Raw genomic sequence first — 15,328 nt, 5'->3', positions numbered from 1 at the left:
TATTGCTTATTGTTGTCTTCCTTGACGCGAAATCCATCCGTGTACTTCGTCTCACCCCCAGCGCATCAATATCAGTAGCCAAACTACCGATAAGGCCAGGGCGAACCAGATCGTGATGTCGGTGAAGCCCACCACGATCAGGTGGATGTAGGCCGCGCTCAGCAGCCCGATGAACAGGCGATCACCGCGGGTGGTAGCGATCGGCAGAAAGCCCTTGCGCTCCACCGTGGGTGAAATCACTTCCCAGGCCGTCATGCCGGCAAGAATCGCGGCAATCGTCGAGAAGAACACCGCCGTGGGTAGGGTCCAGACCATCCATGCCATCTGCGTATCCCCCTCAGGTGCGGCCCAGGGCAAAGCCCTTGGCGATATGGTTGCGAACGAAATAGACCACCACGATGCCCGGCAGGATGGTCAGCACCCCTGCCGCCGCCAGTGTGCCCCAATCGATCCCCGAAGCGGTCGAGGTGCGGGTCATGATCATGCCAATTGGTTGGGCATTGGTGGCGGTGAGAGTCCTGGCCAGGAGCAGTTCGACCCACGAGAACATGAACAGGAAGAACAGCGTCACGCCTATCCCAGAGCGGATCATCGGAATGAAGATCTTGACGAAGAAGCGTGGGAAGCTATAGCCGTCAATGTAGGCGGTTTCATCAACCTCCTTGGGCACGCTGCTCATGAAACCCTCGAGAATCCAGATCGCCAGCGGGATATTGAACAGACAGTGCGCCAGGGCCACGGCAATATGGGTATCGAACAGTCCCACCGAGTAGTAGAGCTGGAAGTAAGGCAGCAGAAATACCGCCGGCGGCGCCATCAGGTTGGTCAACAGCCAGAAGAACAGATGCTTGTCGCCAATGAAGCGAAAGCGACTGAAGGCATAGGCCGCCGGCAAGGCCACCGAGATGCTGATCAACATGTTCATCAGCACATAGCCGATGGAGTTGACATAGCCCATGTACCAGGAGGAGTCGGTGAAGATGCCCATATAGTTGGCCGTAGTAAAGTTCTGCGGCCACAGCGAGAAAGAACCGAGAATTTCGCTGTTGGTCTGAAAGGACATGTTCAGCAGCCAGTAGATCGGCAGCATGATGAACACCAGATAGATCGCCAGCAGCGTTCGCGGGCGTAGCCGTGAGCGTCCGCGCTTGCTCGCTTCGGCGCGCTGGAACTGGCCGCTGGACTGCCCTTGAGGCGCACCCGCCTGCTCGACGTGAGTGTCGATTCGCTGGTTCATATCAAACGCCTCCCCGCTCGGCTTTGTCTTTCTGCATGTTCATGATGGCGGTGTAGAACACCCAGCAGACCAGAAGAATGATAAGGAAGTAGATCAGTGAGAATGCCGCCGAGGGCCCTAGATCCTGTTGGCCAATCGCCATGGTAGCCAAAGATTGGCTGAGGAAGGTGGTGCTACTCCCCGGCCCACCGCCGGTGAGCACGAAGGGCTCAGCATAGATCATGAAGGAGTGCATGAAGCGCAATAGCACGCCGATCACCAGCACATTGGTCAGCTTGGGCAGTTGGATGTAGCGGAACACCGCCCACTTGGATGCCCGATCGATGCGCGCCGCTTGGTAGTAGGCTTCAGGGATCGAGCGCAGGCCGCTGTAGCAGAGCAGCGCGATCAGAGGTGTCCAGTGCCAGACATCCATCAGAACAATGGTCGCCCAGGCGTCCACCGGATTGCGGGTAATGTTGTAGCCATAGCCGAGTTCGCGCAGGCCGACCCCCATCAAGCCGATATCACCACGGGTGAATATCTGCCAGATACTGCCAACGACGTTCCAGGGAATCAGTAGCGGCAGGGTAATCAGAATCAACACCGCCGAGGCTTGCCAGCCGCGCTTGGGCATGAGTAGCGCAATGCCGATGCCAAGCGGCACCTGAATCGCCAGCACAGTGAACGAGAAGGCGAACTGGCGCAGCAGCGCCGCCTGGAGGCCGGCATCGTTGAGCGTACGTTCGAACCACTCTATGCCAGTGAAGAAGCGGGTATTGGCGTCGAAGACGTCCTGCACCGAGTAATTGACCACTGTCATCAGCGGAATGATGGCCGAAAACGCCACCAGCGCCAGCATCGGCAGTACCAGCAGCCAGGCTCTATTGTTATATACCTTATTAACCATGCTCGATCTCCACTCGGTATTCGTCGGCGTAGAGCCCCAGCCAGCGCTCGGGAAAACGCAGGTAGGCCAACCCGTGAGGGAGTGGCTGATCCTCGTTCAAGCGAACCTTGAAGAGTTCCTCCCCCAGGTAGCAGGACATGATGCGGTAGGTGCCAAGGTCCTGGACGTCCTTGACGCTCACCTCGAGATCACCGTCACCGGGAGCGACGGCCACCTCGATGAATTCCGGGCGAATCCCCAGCTTGAGGTTGTCGGTACCGCAGCGGCGGGCGGCATCTACCAGACGCTGTCCCACCGGGATGGAAAGGTCTCCGTACATCAACGCTTCGGACGTGGCGCTGACGGGTATGAAATTCATGCCGGGGCTACCAATGAAATAGCCAACGAAGGTATGTGCGGGGGCTTCAAATAGCTCGGTGGGCGTGCCGAACTGGACGACTTGCCCTGCGTACATCACCGCGATCTTGTCGGCGAAGGTCGAGGCTTCGAGCTGATCGTGAGTGACATAGATCATGGTGATGTTGAACTGCTCGTGAATCTCTTTAAGCTTGCGACGTAACTTCCACTTGAGCTGCGGGTCGATCACCGTCAGCGGCTCGTCGAACAGAATCGCAGACACGTCATCACGTACTAAGCCGCGCCCCATGGAGACCTTCTGCTTCTCGTCGGCAGTAAGGTTCTTGGCCTTGCGGGTAAGCTGAGCGGTAAGGTCGAGGATATCGGCAATCTCCCTGACCCGTGGTTTTACCTTGCTTTCCGGGGTGCCGATATTACGCAAAGGGAAGGCCAGGTTGTCGAACACCGTCATGGTGTCGTAGACCACTGGGAACTGAAATACTTGAGCGATATTGCGCTCTTCAGGTGGAAGATCGTTGACGATACGCTGGTCAAATATCACGTCCCCTTCGGAGGGATTGAGTAGCCCGGAAATGATATTGAGCAGCGTCGATTTACCACAGCCAGACGGTCCCAGCAGTGCATAGGCACCGCCCTGATGCCAGGTATGACTCATTTCACGAATGGCATAGTCCTGGGGAGAAGACGGATTCTCCGAATAACTGTGAGCTAGCGACTTCAATATGATCTCGGCCATGTCAGCGCCCTCCTCGATGGCTCGGCACGTGCACAATGGCGCCGTGCTGGTCGAAGGCATACATCTTGTGAGTCGGTAGGAAAACCGTGATGCGCTGATCGGTTTCGAAGCGATGCACGCCACCCAGATGCAGCACCAGTGAGAAAATATCGTTACGCACGTGCAGGAAGGTTTCCGAGCCACTGATCTCGGACAGTTCGACGGTCACCTCTACTTCCAGGTCGGTGGGATGCAAGCGTGACAAGCTGATATGCGAGGCGCGTACGCCGAAGTGGTAAGCGCCAGGATCTAGGCGCGAAAAGACCTCATCGACCGGGAAATAGAGCGTGTCATCGAATGACACTTCACTGCCCGAGACCAACCCCGGCATCACATTGATCGGCGGCTCGGAAAACATCTCGGCGGTGAGAATGTCTCGGGGCCGGTGATAGACGTCCTCGGTGCGACCGTACTGCAGCAGCCGCCCTTCATGCAGGACCGCAGTGTGGCCGCCGAGCGCCAAGGCTTCGTTGGGTTCTGTCGTGGCATATACCGCAATGCAGTTCTTGGCCTTGAACAGTTCACGCAACTCGTCGCGAAACTCTTCGCGCAGCTTGTAATCAAGATTGACCAGTGGCTCATCGAACAGGATCAACTCAGCGTCCTTGACCAGCGCCCGCCCCATCGCCGTGCGCTGCTGCTGGCCACCGGAAAGCTCGAGGGGGAAACGATCCAGTAGGTGCTCGATATGCAGCATCTCAGCGGTTTCATGGACGCGGCGCCGAATCTCCTGCTTGTCTACCCTGGCCAACTGCAGCGGCGAGGCGATGTTATCGAACACGCTCAGGGTCGGATAGTTGATGAACTGCTGATACACCATCGACACATTGCGTTTGCGCACCGGCACCCCGGTGACATCGCGACCGTGCATCATCACTTTGCCGTGGGTTGGCGCTTCGAGCCCCGCCATCAGTCGCATCAGGGTAGTCTTGCCTGCCAGGGTACGCCCCAGCAGCACGTTGAAGGATCCAGGCGCCAGCTCAAGGCTAACGCCCTCGATGTGGGTGCTGGCGCCGACTACATGATCGATATTTTCTAATATCAAGGACATGCCGAACTCATCGTGATTGTTGTATGGGTGACGACGTCACTTGCGTTCTCGAACCCTAGTGCAGTTTCGTTCGAACATACAATCATGAAATTACGAACACGCCGCAACGCTTCCTGCCGACACTCACAAAAATAGCTCAAGCCATTGTTATAAATGAATTTTTATCGACATTATACTTTTGACTAAGCCGCTCCTGTAACCGAAGGCCGGTTTGCATGGCATCCCATGGTCACCGAAAAAAAGGTAAAGCACTGGTTTTTATAACTTTATTTACCATGCAAGACATCGAACACAGCGCTTGGATAGCGCCTATAGCCTGGCATATCCCCTATATTTCAATACGTTACTTCTCAAGCACGGGCAATGTCTGGCAATGCTTGATGTTCGTTAGATTTTCTTCTATGTTCGTTTTCAAACACACATTTTCAGATCTGTCACCATGTGACGACCCCACGACGACTCAGACGGAATAGCGCCATGCCCTCACCTTCAGCGACACCGTGTATGGACCTCTTCGTGATTGGCGGAGGGATCAATGGCACCGGCATCGCCAATGATGCCGCAGGACGTGGCCTGGCGGTCGGCCTCTGCGAACAAGCTGACCTGGCCAGCGCCACATCGTCGGCTAGCAGCAAGCTGATTCATGGTGGGCTGCGCTATCTCGAGCATCGCGAGTTTCGGCTGGTCCGCGAGGCGCTCAAGGAGCGCGAGGTACTGTTACGCAAAGCGCCGCACATCGTCTGGCCGCTACGCTTCATCCTGCCGCATCAGCCACACCTGCGGCCGGCATGGATGATTCGCGCCGGACTCTTCCTCTACGACCATCTCGGCAAGCGAGATAGCCTGCCCGGCTCACGGCGGGTCCGTTTCGATGCCGAGAGTCCGCTGCATCCCGATATCGTACAGGGCTTCGAATACTCTGATTGCTGGGTCGACGATGCGCGACTGGTAGTGCTCAACGCCCTGCAGGCCCAGCACAATGGCGCTGAAGTGCTAGTACGTACGCGCTGTGTCGATGCGCGTGAGGAGCAGGGGCGCTGGGTCATCACCCTGGAGAACACCCTCACCGGCGAGCAGTCGGTACGACATGCCAAGGTGCTGGTCAATGCCTCCGGGCCTTGGGTCGAAAGCTTCATTCGCCAGAGCGCCCATCGCCAATCGCGCTACGGCATCCGCATGATTCAGGGCAGCCACCTGGTCGTGCCACGCCTCAATCACGACGATCGCGCCTATATCCTGCAGAACAAGGATGGTCGGATCGTGTTCGTATTGCCGTATCATCAGGATTTCAGCCTGATCGGCACCACCGATAGGCGCTATGACGGCGACCCCTCGCGGGTATCGGTAAGCGATGAGGAGACCGACTACATCCTTGATGTGGTCAACTTCCACTTCAAGCAGCAGCTTAGTCGCGATGACGTGCTGAGTAGTTTCTCGGGGGTGCGCCCGCTGTGCGATGACGAATCCACCGACCCATCGGCAATGACGCGTGATTACACCCTCGACCTGGACAGCCATGGCGCGCCGATGCTGTCGATCTTCGGCGGCAAGATCACTACCTACCGCAAGCTAGCCGAGGCAGCACTCCGTGAGGTCGCGGAACTGTTACCGGAGATGGGCCGCAGTTGGACGGCCGAGGCGCTGTTGCCGGGGGGGGATATTCGCTCCCAGAGCGAGTTCAGTGCGCAACTGATTCGTGACTACCCGTTTCTCGGCGAGGCCAGGGCGCGGCGCTTTGCCTCGAGCTATGGCAGCCTGTGCCTAGGCTTCCTGGCCAACTGTACGCACGAAGAGGGGCTGGGTGAGCACTTTGGGGCCGGCCTGAGCCAGCGAGAGGTAGATTATCTGATGGATCATGAGTGGGCGCATTGCGCTGACGACATCATCTGGCGCCGTACCAAGCTTGGCCTGTTGCTCGACGCCGAGCAGCGTCAGCATATCGACGATTATCTCGCCTCGCGTATGCTGACAAGCCCTGCCTGAACGTCGGGCTCAGTCATCCGAACGCGTCTTGAGCGGCGACAACAGTTCTCGCTGGTTGGCCTCTGCGTCATCCTTGTTCAAGTAATGCAAGTGCGCCTGATGGTTAATCTTCTGGCCCAGCTCCTCGGCTCCCTCAGCCAGCGTATCGTGGTAACGCTCCCAATCCTCCCAGTCGTGGGGCGTGCCGCTACGCGGACGGTGCTGACCGGCCTCACGGGCACGCGACCAGGCAAGCTCCTCCAGGGTGTTGGGCTTATCGTCGTCCTTGTCGAGGTTCAGGCCTTTCTTGGCCAGATACTGACGTGCATCCATCGCGTTTCCCCTTGCGGCATATTCAAGGCAGCCCCTGGGGGCGTGCTTCTCCCTTTTCGAGTCGTGTGTCCGGGCAGGGTTCCACCTGCGCCTGGCCATAACGTTGGCTAGACGTGTTACACCTATCGCATTACGCCATGCAGGACTCAGCTATGCTGAAATCGCGAGACACGTTTGCCTCCGTGGCACTCGTACCGGCACAAGGAGATCGTTCATGCCCAACAAGGCCCCCACTACGGTTCGCGAGATCATGTCACGTGACTGCTACCGGGTCACTGCCACCACCTCGGTGAATACCCTGGTCGAAGGCCTGGCCCTTCACCGCTTACCCGGGGTACCGGTGGTCGACCAGCGCGATCACCTGATCGGCTTCATCTCCGAGCAGGACGTGCTCGGCAAGGTACTGGAGAGCGCCTACCTCGACGACGAGCCACCGCTGGTCAAGGAGCTGATGCGCCACGAAGTGCTCGCCGTCACGCCCAACAAGAGCATCACCGATCTCGCCCAGGAGATGCTCGGCACCAAGCCCAAGGTATTTCCGGTCGTCGAGCAGGAGCGCCTGGTAGGTATCGTCACCCGCCGCGACGTGCTGATGGCCATCCTGCGCATGCGCGGCAAGAACAAGCACTGACCGTGCATTACGGCCAGAAACGCCGCCCGCGGGCGGCGTTTCTGGTTCGCCCCGGGTAAGCCACGCACAAAGAAAAGCCGCCACGCGCGAACGTGGCGGCAAGATCGAAAGTAAGCATAAGCACGAGGTTCGCGACTGCTATCGACGAAATGTGCTTATACCCACTGTGACCACCCGCTCTTGAAATGATTCACCCCAGCGAGAAATTTTCCTGCATGGGGTCCCGCAGCTTGCATGGCTAAGCCTCTGGATTTACTATCGAAAGCGCCCAGCGGGTGTAGCTCAATGGTAGAGCAGAAGCTTCCCAAGCTTAAGACGAGGGTTCGATTCCCTTCACCCGCTCCAGTAGTCACCCAAGCCGTTGATACCCAAGGTTTTACATACCAATCATGGGGTTAGGTGCTACAGAAATGGCTACAGAAGTGGCTACACCTGTTCTCTGCTCCAATGATACCCTCGCCCTGTCGATCACCGAACGATTGAGGGCATCACCATGGCCAGGGGCAAGCCTACCGACACTCGCAGCCTTCGCCAGCGCGGCAACGTCTGGTTCATCCAGAAGCGCCTATCTCCGACCCTGGCCAAGCACCTCGGTAAGAAGATCCTCCAGCAGAGCACCCAGACGGGCGACCTCGACGAAGCCTGTCGAATTAGAGACCGAGTGCTGGTCGAACTGTCCGATGTCGAGGCCCAGCTAAAGGGTCAGGCCAGCCAGCGCCAGCAGCGGCGGATGTTCCTGGAAGCAAGGGACCACCTGAAAGAAACGTCAGCTTCGCTTGTTGGCCCCGATCCACGCGACCCAGTGACGCTGTCCGACGTCTTAGACCCCGAGAAGCTGCCAGAGATCGAGCTAGACGCCTTCCAGAGCGTCCAGCAGGGGCACATACCGAACCGCTACCGGTTGAGCCTCAGAGGCGCTCTAGAGGACTGGACAGAGTCACCCTTGATCGAGCGGAAGCCTTCCACTGTCTCGAAGAACACCCTGGCCGTGGGCCTATTGCTTGGCCACCTGGGGGAGGAAGACTGCTCACTAGCTGACATCACGCGGTCCAAGGTGAAAGATTTCGTCACCACCCAGCTTGGCACCGGGAAGACGCGCCAGACAATATCCAATTATCTGTCGGGACTCTCGGCTATCTGGAACCACGGCGAATACTCTATGGAGGAAGAGCTTCCCTCCGGTAACCCGTTCAAAGGCCATAACCTCAAGCCCAAGGCCACTGTCCGGCACTATGATCAGTTCACACGAGCCGATGTTGAGGCGATCTTCTCCGCCACCGAGGACAACCGGGGGATCTACTACGTTCTGCCGCGCCTGGGCTTCTACACAGGGGCTAGGATCGACGAACTCTGTTCACTCAAGGCGACGGACATCGTTCAGCGCCAAGGTATCTGGTGTCTGGCCATCCGTGAGGGTAAGAACAGCAACGCTACACGAGAAGTCCCGTTGCATCCTGATATTAAACAAGAAGTTCTCGACCAACTCAGAGACAGCAAGGCTTCAGGTAGGGAATATCTTTTCTCTGAAGCTGAGGCCACTAAGCGCCGCGATGGCAAGAAGAGCCCGAAGTTCTCCCAGTGGTTTAGCCGTTTGATCAACAAGATCCTCTCCAAGGGTGGCCGGAATATATGCTTCCACTCCTTCAGGACCACAGCCATTACGATCATGGGTGATGCTGGTCAAAGAGAGGAAATCATCGTCTGGGTGACTGGCCATGAGCGAGGGCTCACTACCGCCAATAGGGTCTACAACCGGGGACCGACCTTCAAAACACGCCTTGAAGCAGTGGAGACGATACAGCTGGAGGCCTTGCATTGATAAAGCACCGGCTTGCGTATCCGAGTTTGGCTAAGCTACCTTGGGGCTGGCATGGCAATAACCTAGCAGGGATATACGGGATGAAGAAAAAACAGATCGGTCAGACTGATTTAAGCTCAGTGATAGGCATGGCCCTTATGCTTATAAGCGTTGCGGCATGGCTGACACACGTTATCACTTCATTGTCTGAAGGATGGTGGGGATTCCTAATAGCTGGTGCGCTATTCTTTCCTATAGGCATTATTCACGGCATAGGCTTGTGGCTTGGCTTTTTCTAGTGCCTCTTGATAACACACAATTTTCGGACAAGGTTAATCAAATATGCCCTCCAAGCCCAAAGTAATCTGCACCGCCCTTTTTTCATTTTTTATTTCCCAAGGGGCTAGTGCAGAGCTTATGTCAGTCAGTGATGTTAAAGGCTTCTTCGCGCAAGGAGATCAAGGAAGAACAATCGGCGTTAGTTACTCTCAAGGAGTGTTCGATGGGCTAATATCGATGGAGGGCGCCAGGCGTCATGAGGGTAGAGGCGGAGACGAATTCTGCGGATTATTCGATGCATATGAACGAGGAGAACAAGTTAGACACCCAGCATATAGAACGGAAGAGTTAATAGACGCATGGGAGCAGCATGGCAGAGATATGGAAGCAGCATTTGGAGACTTAGCCTTGAGCTACTTATCAGGACAGTACGGATGTTGACAGGGCCGAGCGAATATTCTCACCTTGCGTAAGCAACAAAGTAGGGCCGTCCGTTTCTCCTGCAAGAGGATGATATGATGATAGAAAAGCAATCAAAAGCGCAAGGCTTAAACCTATCCAACAGAGTCGCAATGAGGCGGGCCTTATCAGTGGTACAGTTATTTCGTGAACTACAGTCGGACCTCCCCCTTCAGACTGCCTCTCTGTTTGTCCACATCGCGGCCAACCCTGGCATTTCAATTAAACAGCTGATTGAGGAAACAGGCGGCCGTCAAGCGACAATTTCCAGAACGATTTCCGTTCTCTCGAAGTGGCAGGAAGTAGATAAACCCGGCTTTGGCTTAGTCTGGACCAAAGAAGATCCGCACGAACGACGCCGGAAACTGGTGTTCCTCACCGACAAAGGAGAAGAGTTCGCCGCTGAGCTAGCTGACATAATTCGATGAGCTGCACACACTCCCAGATGTAAGCTGACCCTACTCGTCCCTACGATAATCGTCAGAGATGGTCGACCAACTGACCACAGTGAGCCCTATCAAGCCCATAGGTCTGTACAACCCACACCGGCTTGTTGATAGCACCGATTTGGAGGGGGTAGGGTAAGTTATGAAAGCTACGCAGCGCGGGAGGCAGCTATGGGGTTCTTCACCCGGAATACAATGAACCTACAGGATATGGCACATCTAGTCACGTATGTTACCGCCGGGTCGGTCGGCTATTACGTCAAGCAGGGTGCATGGGTGGATGAGGACACCCGGGCCAAGATGGCAGGAGCCTGGCTCCAAAAGTTTGGCCATCGAGCGTCGCATTGGAAGCTGACGAAGTTGACCATGGTCGCTGATGGACTGGCCCGAAAAACCCTCTACCAGGCCCCTGAGTTTGCCAATGCCCTGCCATATTTAGAAGGCGAGGACGTAGACGAAGCATATGCAGAACTCTTCATGCAGAGCGAGCAAGCCCTACTCTTCAAAGGCATTACAAAGTAACCCCATAACATCGCCATTCCGGCCGTCCATGGGCTTTTTTGCTCGCTAAGCATCCCCTAGACGGAGCCCCTCTCCGCTCGACCCTCGACTACTGAGAGAGAGCTACGCAATGAGCAATATCGCAACCATGGCCAGCACCAACGAACCCACCATGTCCAGCCGCGAGATCGCTGAGGTGGTGGAAAAGCGCCACGACAACGTGAAGCGCACCATCGAAATGCTGGTGACCCACGGCGCCATCCGAAAACCTCAATCTGAGGAAACCGAGCAAATCAATAACTTAGGATTGGCTCGAAAGGTTCATCACTACCGAGTCAACCAGCGGGACAGCTACGTGATCGTCGCTCAGCTTTCCCCAGAGTTCACCGCTCGTTTGGTTGACCGCTGGCAAGAGCTGGAACGTCAGGTAGCCCAGCCCCAGGTTCCCCAGTCATTCGCCGAGGCGCTCCGTCTGGCAGCCGACACCCAGGAACAACTCGAAGAGGAACACGAACAGAGAAAGCTGGCTGATGCTCGCCGGGATTCCCTCCAGCGGGCCGTGGGTCGGTCACCTGAGGCCAGAGAGGTCGCCTGACGGCTGCTACCACACCGATCAGGGCCATCCTACCGCTACGCCTTTGAAACCTCTCAGAGAGCCTCACAGCCCCGCACGGGTTGCGGCCCACTACAGGAGAAGGTGGCATCACCGGCTTGGATCGTCGGGCGCGTGGTCTATGCCAATCTCTCCGCACCACAGAGAGAGCCGAGCCTCCAGGTCAATTCCCCCTCACTTCAGGAGGGGTTTTCCTGCATCTCGAAAGGATAAGCGCCTTTCCTTCATCACCACATCACACACCTGACCCCTTATCAGTAGAGCCACCCACTAGCTAAGCGCAGGACTGGGCCATTCGTACGCCCGGTCAGGTAGACCTGTGCCTATGGGCTTGTGGTGAGCTCGCTGGTGGGTGGTTCTACTTATGAGGAAAGTACGACCATGGCGAGCACCAACCCATCTGCCGTGAATCCGATCAACCGTGACATCGAAAGATTCTCCAGAAGCGGAAAGCCAGGCCACGCAGAGATACTGTCGCGTGGAAAGAAACTCAGAGAGCATCTCAGGAGAAGCCTTAGCTATATTGACAACCTGCACCCGAATAGCTGGCCTTTCGGCTCTGACGTAGATGCCGTCTACCCGATTGATCAGATGCTTTGCTTGAAAAAGCGTCTGGGAAGGGGTTACACGGCCAAGGTTCGAGGGGCATATTCCGGGCGAGTATCAGATCAGATATTGGAGGGACAACGAGAAAAGAGAAGTAATAGGGAGAAGAAAATTGAGAACGTGGTCTTCACTGACATGCAAGGTAGATCTGTCGATGATCCTGGATGCCCCTTATCGGATATTATTTCAGGCATCGCTAATCTAGATCATCATAGCCAGAAAGGCAGAAACATACCTCTAAACAAGGTCAGCCTTTACGTTATCCTTCAAGAGCTGGAGATGATTTCCACAAGGAGCGTTAAGGAACTCTTAAATGTTGGTGACAGGCAAGCCAGGAAGTACGTCAAGGCGTGTGGTATCGCTCTACCTTTTCTAGCGCGAGCACTGCCCGAAGCCCCAGCAGCCGCTGGCCAGCCTTCTCTTGAAGACCGCTTAGCCGCCTATCTCGACAATGGTGAATGACACATAAAACGCCTTCATAATCAGCAAGTTACTCTAACGGACGCAGTATTATATATACCCCCCGGATCACCTTTAAGATGGTCGCTCATGGGTGGTGAACATCCGTGAAGGATCCACGTCACTGGATACCTCTTCAGTCCATCTACTAGCGCGCCCATCGAACACTATAGACCTCCCACAGTCTATCCAGAAGGCTCATCCCTTGAGCCATAATCATCATCTATCAAACCCAGCACATTCTCGAAGGCAGTCGGTCAGGCTGGCGGTTCGTCCGTCTGCTGGTGCCGCCTGTCTGAAGGGAACCGACTGTCTCCGACAATGAGGACGAATCACTATGTCTACACCTTATGCCCTCGCTCATTCCTTCAAGATGGCGGGCGATGATTCAGACAATACAATACTAGATAATGCCTCCTCTACCGTCAGAATCTGGACGGATGGAGCATGTAGCAACAATGGTCAGAGTAACCCCCAAGGAGGCTGGGGAGCTGTTCTGCTGAGCCCATCGACAGGTCGACGCCTGAAGATCGCCGGAAGGCTAAGGGGCCACCCTATCACCAACAATCGAGCCGAACTGACAGCCGTCATCGAAGCACTGTCCGCACTGAAGGGGTCTGCCTCTGTGGATCTCACGACGGACAGCGAATACGTGATGAACGGTGCCACTAAGTGGCGGCACGGTTGGAAGCGTAAGGGGTGGAAAAGCTCCAGTGGCAAGGCAGTCAAAAATGTCGACCTGTGGCGCCAACTCGATGACCTCCTCCGGGCTCACTCTGTACGCTTCCATTGGGTCAGAGGCCACAGCGGACACCCTGAGAACGAACTTGCAGACTCCCTTGCAGTGACTGGCTCTGAAGGCGGGGAAGTAAGGGAATACGACCATATCGATGCAGGGAAGGAGTCCAATCATGTGTGAGCCCGTGGCTATAGCAACAACCGCTCTGACTGTCGGCAGTCAAATGTATGGGCAGCACCAGCAATACAAAGCGGCTTCTGCCCAGGCCGACGCTCAGAATCAGATGTATGCCCAGAACCGTCAGCAAACCTATGAGGCGCTAGGCGATCAGTATGCTGATGTCGGTATCAGGCAGAGTCAGGAACAGCAAGCATCCCGGGAGAGCCAAGAAGAGGTCACTCACCAGGCCCGATCTGCTATGGCGACGGCCCGTGTGTCTGCTGGGGAAGCCGGTGTGTCTGGCAGCTCCGTAAAGATGGGGCTTCGAGATATAGGCGCTTCCGCCGCTCGGGATCGTGCCACACTAGACCGCAACAAGGACTGGACTATTGGCCAGCTCCAACGTCAGAAGACTGGCCTTCAGTCCTCAGCAGCTAACCGGATCAGCTCAGTGCCTCGCGGACAAAGTCCCTCCACCAGCGCCGCTCTGGTCGGTATGGCAGGGACTGCCGCTCAGGGCTATGTGAATCATCAGTCCATGCAGCCGAAGAACAATCCGTATAGCCGCACAGGCAGGGCCAACGCTGGGCGCTACAGTGGGGGATACTTCAGAAATGGCTGAGCACACGCTTACCCTGTTCACTGACGGTCTTGAGCGAGCCGACTACCCACAACAGCGTCTTCTTGAGGCTCATAGTTCAGATGAACTGGTGGGACTCCTGCGGCTATTTTACCGTAGAAATCTGAGCCGGTATTGAGACGTATAAGGCCAAGCATTTTCCCCGTAGCCCCTGCCCAACGGGAAGATTCTCAGTATCGGAAAGCCGAAAGAAAGCCCAGCCCCTAGACTGTCGATGATGTCCAAGGGCTGGGCCTATCGGTCTCGTTCTAAGCTGCTTACAACACAGGGTCATGCTTGGCGTACGCCCATCGATCCATTGAGAAGCTAACAGGGTTCCAGGCCAACTGTCCGACCATCGGTACACGAATGAAGACATCACCTGTTACCAGACGGATGATGACACTACCTACCCCGAACTCGATTCCCCAACGCTCTAGTTTCAGCCACATGGAGGTATCTCCTTATCTGTCAGATGTATGCTCTAGGCGCCCTTGATGAGCACCAACAGCGGCCACGCTACCAGCACCGCAGAAACGATGTAAACAACTGATAATAAAAGGATATATCCTTTTGTTGCTTATATCTTCTCAAGGATAGATCACAGCCAAGATGACAGAGCTTCCTATCCCCTGCCTCAAGCCTTTTACAGCATCACTGTTCTGAACCTCTCCCTGATTTAACCCGCTGTAGCCCTGCTTTCGGCACGTTGCACGGTACTGACTCCGCACCCGATAATGTCAGCTGTCTTACGGATGCTGAAGCCTTGCTGTCTCAGCTCCATGATTCGACGGTGCTTCTCTTCATCTACCGGGCGACCCTTGTATGCTCCTTGCTCCCGTGCCTTAGCGATGCCTTCCGCCTGACGCCTTCTCCTGTCTTCATAGTCCTTGCGTGCGACAGCCGCCAACATGTCCATCAACATGGCGTTTACTGCGTCCAGCATCCTCCCGGTGAAATCATCGCCGGTACTGACGGTCAAGGCTGCATGGCTGGTCGGTAGATCCAAGGAGACGACACGAAGTCCCGCGCTCTGGATAGCAACCTTCAGCCTGTCCCAATCGTCCTTCGTCAGGCGCGTTAGCCTGTCAACTTGTTCGACCAGCAGGACGTCTCCTGACTTAGCGTCATCAATCAGTCGGGCTAGCTCTGTCCTGTCCGCTCTAGCGCCACTGGCGTTCTCTACGTACCAGGAGGCCACACTGGCGCCTTTCTCCGCTGTGAAGTACTCCAGAGCTTCACGGGCACGACTAGCGTTCTGATCGTCGGTCGAGGCCCTGAGGTAAGCCCGGATGAAGCCCGGGTGGTTAGTCATGACGTTGAACCCTCCTACTGGTCTTGTGTTCATCTGGGTGTAGTCATAATGGTTGTGATCGTTTGGGTTGTCAATGCACAGATATGAACACAGGCAGCCA

The 15,328-nt window shown here is 56.0% G+C and carries 17 protein-coding genes and 1 tRNA gene; 10 read left to right on the top strand and 8 right to left on the bottom strand.

The genetic code is table 11. The features are described from left to right. Positions 1-51: 51 nt before the first annotated feature. From BLT16_RS03910 to BLT16_RS03890, 5 genes are all read right to left on the bottom strand, one after another. Entirely contained in the window at positions 52-324 is a 273-nt protein-coding gene (locus BLT16_RS03910; RefSeq protein WP_089657209.1) for a DUF2160 domain-containing protein, read from the bottom strand. 13 nt (positions 325-337) lie between these two features. Next, a complete protein-coding gene (locus tag BLT16_RS03905) occupies positions 338-1,090 on the bottom strand; it encodes a carbohydrate ABC transporter permease (RefSeq protein ID WP_089657290.1) in 753 nt (250 codons plus the stop codon). A 148-nt stretch (positions 1,091-1,238) separates the two neighbouring features. Next, on the bottom strand, positions 1,239-2,126 hold the full coding sequence (locus BLT16_RS03900) for a carbohydrate ABC transporter permease (protein WP_089657208.1): 888 nt from the start codon (positions 2,124-2,126) through the stop codon (positions 1,239-1,241). Further along, entirely contained in the window at positions 2,119-3,219 is a 1,101-nt protein-coding gene (locus BLT16_RS03895) for an ABC transporter ATP-binding protein (RefSeq protein ID WP_089657207.1), read from the bottom strand. Before BLT16_RS03895 ends, BLT16_RS03900 begins: the two co-directional genes overlap by 8 nt. A 1-nt stretch (position 3,220) precedes the next feature. Next, the gene (locus BLT16_RS03890) at positions 3,221-4,309 is read right to left on the bottom strand and encodes an ABC transporter ATP-binding protein (RefSeq protein WP_089657206.1); all 1,089 of its coding nucleotides are present in this window, start codon (positions 4,307-4,309) and stop codon (positions 3,221-3,223) included. A gap of 504 nt (positions 4,310-4,813) precedes the next feature. Here BLT16_RS03890 and glpD point away from each other — a divergent pair. Continuing rightward, complete coding sequence (gene glpD / locus BLT16_RS03885; RefSeq protein ID WP_245701425.1) at positions 4,814-6,292, top strand: glycerol-3-phosphate dehydrogenase; 1,479 nt, start codon at positions 4,814-4,816, stop codon at positions 6,290-6,292. Between the two features lie 9 nt (positions 6,293-6,301). Here the strand turns inward: glpD and BLT16_RS03880 are convergent, their stop codons facing one another. Next, positions 6,302-6,604, bottom strand: a complete 303-nt coding sequence (locus BLT16_RS03880) for a hypothetical protein (RefSeq protein ID WP_089657204.1) — start codon at positions 6,602-6,604, stop codon at positions 6,302-6,304. Positions 6,605-6,818: 214 nt separating this feature from the next. Here BLT16_RS03880 and BLT16_RS03875 point away from each other — a divergent pair, with 214 nt between their 5' ends. From BLT16_RS03875 to BLT16_RS21215, 9 genes are all read left to right on the top strand, one after another. After that, positions 6,819-7,235 carry a CBS domain-containing protein gene (locus BLT16_RS03875; RefSeq protein ID WP_089657203.1) on the top strand — a complete coding sequence of 139 codons (417 nt, stop codon included), beginning with the start codon at positions 6,819-6,821 and terminating at the stop codon, positions 7,233-7,235. Between the two features lie 271 nt (positions 7,236-7,506). Continuing rightward, a tRNA-Gly gene (locus BLT16_RS03870) sits at positions 7,507-7,580 on the top strand. A 148-nt stretch (positions 7,581-7,728) separates the two neighbouring features. Continuing rightward, on the top strand, positions 7,729-9,054 hold the full coding sequence (locus BLT16_RS03865; RefSeq protein WP_089657202.1) for a tyrosine-type recombinase/integrase: 1,326 nt from the start codon (positions 7,729-7,731) through the stop codon (positions 9,052-9,054). Between the two features lie 773 nt (positions 9,055-9,827). After that, on the top strand, positions 9,828-10,199 hold the full coding sequence (locus BLT16_RS03855; RefSeq protein ID WP_089657201.1) for a MarR family winged helix-turn-helix transcriptional regulator: 372 nt from the start codon (positions 9,828-9,830) through the stop codon (positions 10,197-10,199). 189 nt (positions 10,200-10,388) lie between these two features. Then, entirely contained in the window at positions 10,389-10,739 is a 351-nt protein-coding gene (locus BLT16_RS03850; protein ID WP_089657200.1) for a hypothetical protein, read from the top strand. Positions 10,740-10,848: 109 nt separating this feature from the next. Then, complete coding sequence (locus BLT16_RS03845; protein ID WP_218124398.1) at positions 10,849-11,313, top strand: Rha family transcriptional regulator; 465 nt, start codon at positions 10,849-10,851, stop codon at positions 11,311-11,313. A gap of 399 nt (positions 11,314-11,712) precedes the next feature. Then, entirely contained in the window at positions 11,713-12,399 is a 687-nt protein-coding gene (locus BLT16_RS20510) for a hypothetical protein (RefSeq protein WP_143025034.1), read from the top strand. Positions 12,400-12,733: 334 nt separating this feature from the next. Beyond that, positions 12,734-13,315 carry a ribonuclease HI gene (rnhA, locus tag BLT16_RS03840; RefSeq protein WP_340148240.1) on the top strand — a complete coding sequence of 194 codons (582 nt, stop codon included), beginning with the start codon at positions 12,734-12,736 and terminating at the stop codon, positions 13,313-13,315. Continuing rightward, positions 13,287-13,916, top strand: coding sequence for a virion core protein, T7 gp14 family (locus BLT16_RS21215; RefSeq protein ID WP_422717913.1), 630 nt, complete (start codon positions 13,287-13,289; stop codon positions 13,914-13,916). The genes rnhA and BLT16_RS21215 overlap by 29 nt, the downstream gene beginning before the upstream one ends. Positions 13,917-14,191: 275 nt before the next feature. On the opposite strand, the gene BLT16_RS20790 is transcribed toward BLT16_RS21215, so the two are convergent. Both BLT16_RS20790 and BLT16_RS03830 read right to left on the bottom strand, forming a co-directional pair. Beyond that, complete coding sequence (locus BLT16_RS20790) at positions 14,192-14,365, bottom strand: hypothetical protein (RefSeq protein ID WP_176817149.1); 174 nt, start codon at positions 14,363-14,365, stop codon at positions 14,192-14,194. 227 nt (positions 14,366-14,592) lie between these two features. Then, the gene (locus BLT16_RS03830) at positions 14,593-15,228 is read right to left on the bottom strand and encodes a recombinase family protein (RefSeq protein ID WP_089657198.1); all 636 of its coding nucleotides are present in this window, start codon (positions 15,226-15,228) and stop codon (positions 14,593-14,595) included. Positions 15,229-15,328 lie beyond the last annotated feature (100 nt).

The sequence above is a fragment of the Franzmannia pantelleriensis genome, from assembly GCF_900102875.1.
GTDB lineage: Bacteria > Pseudomonadota > Gammaproteobacteria > Pseudomonadales > Halomonadaceae > Franzmannia > Franzmannia pantelleriensis.
This window is presented reverse-complemented; position numbering and strand designations above follow the sequence as displayed.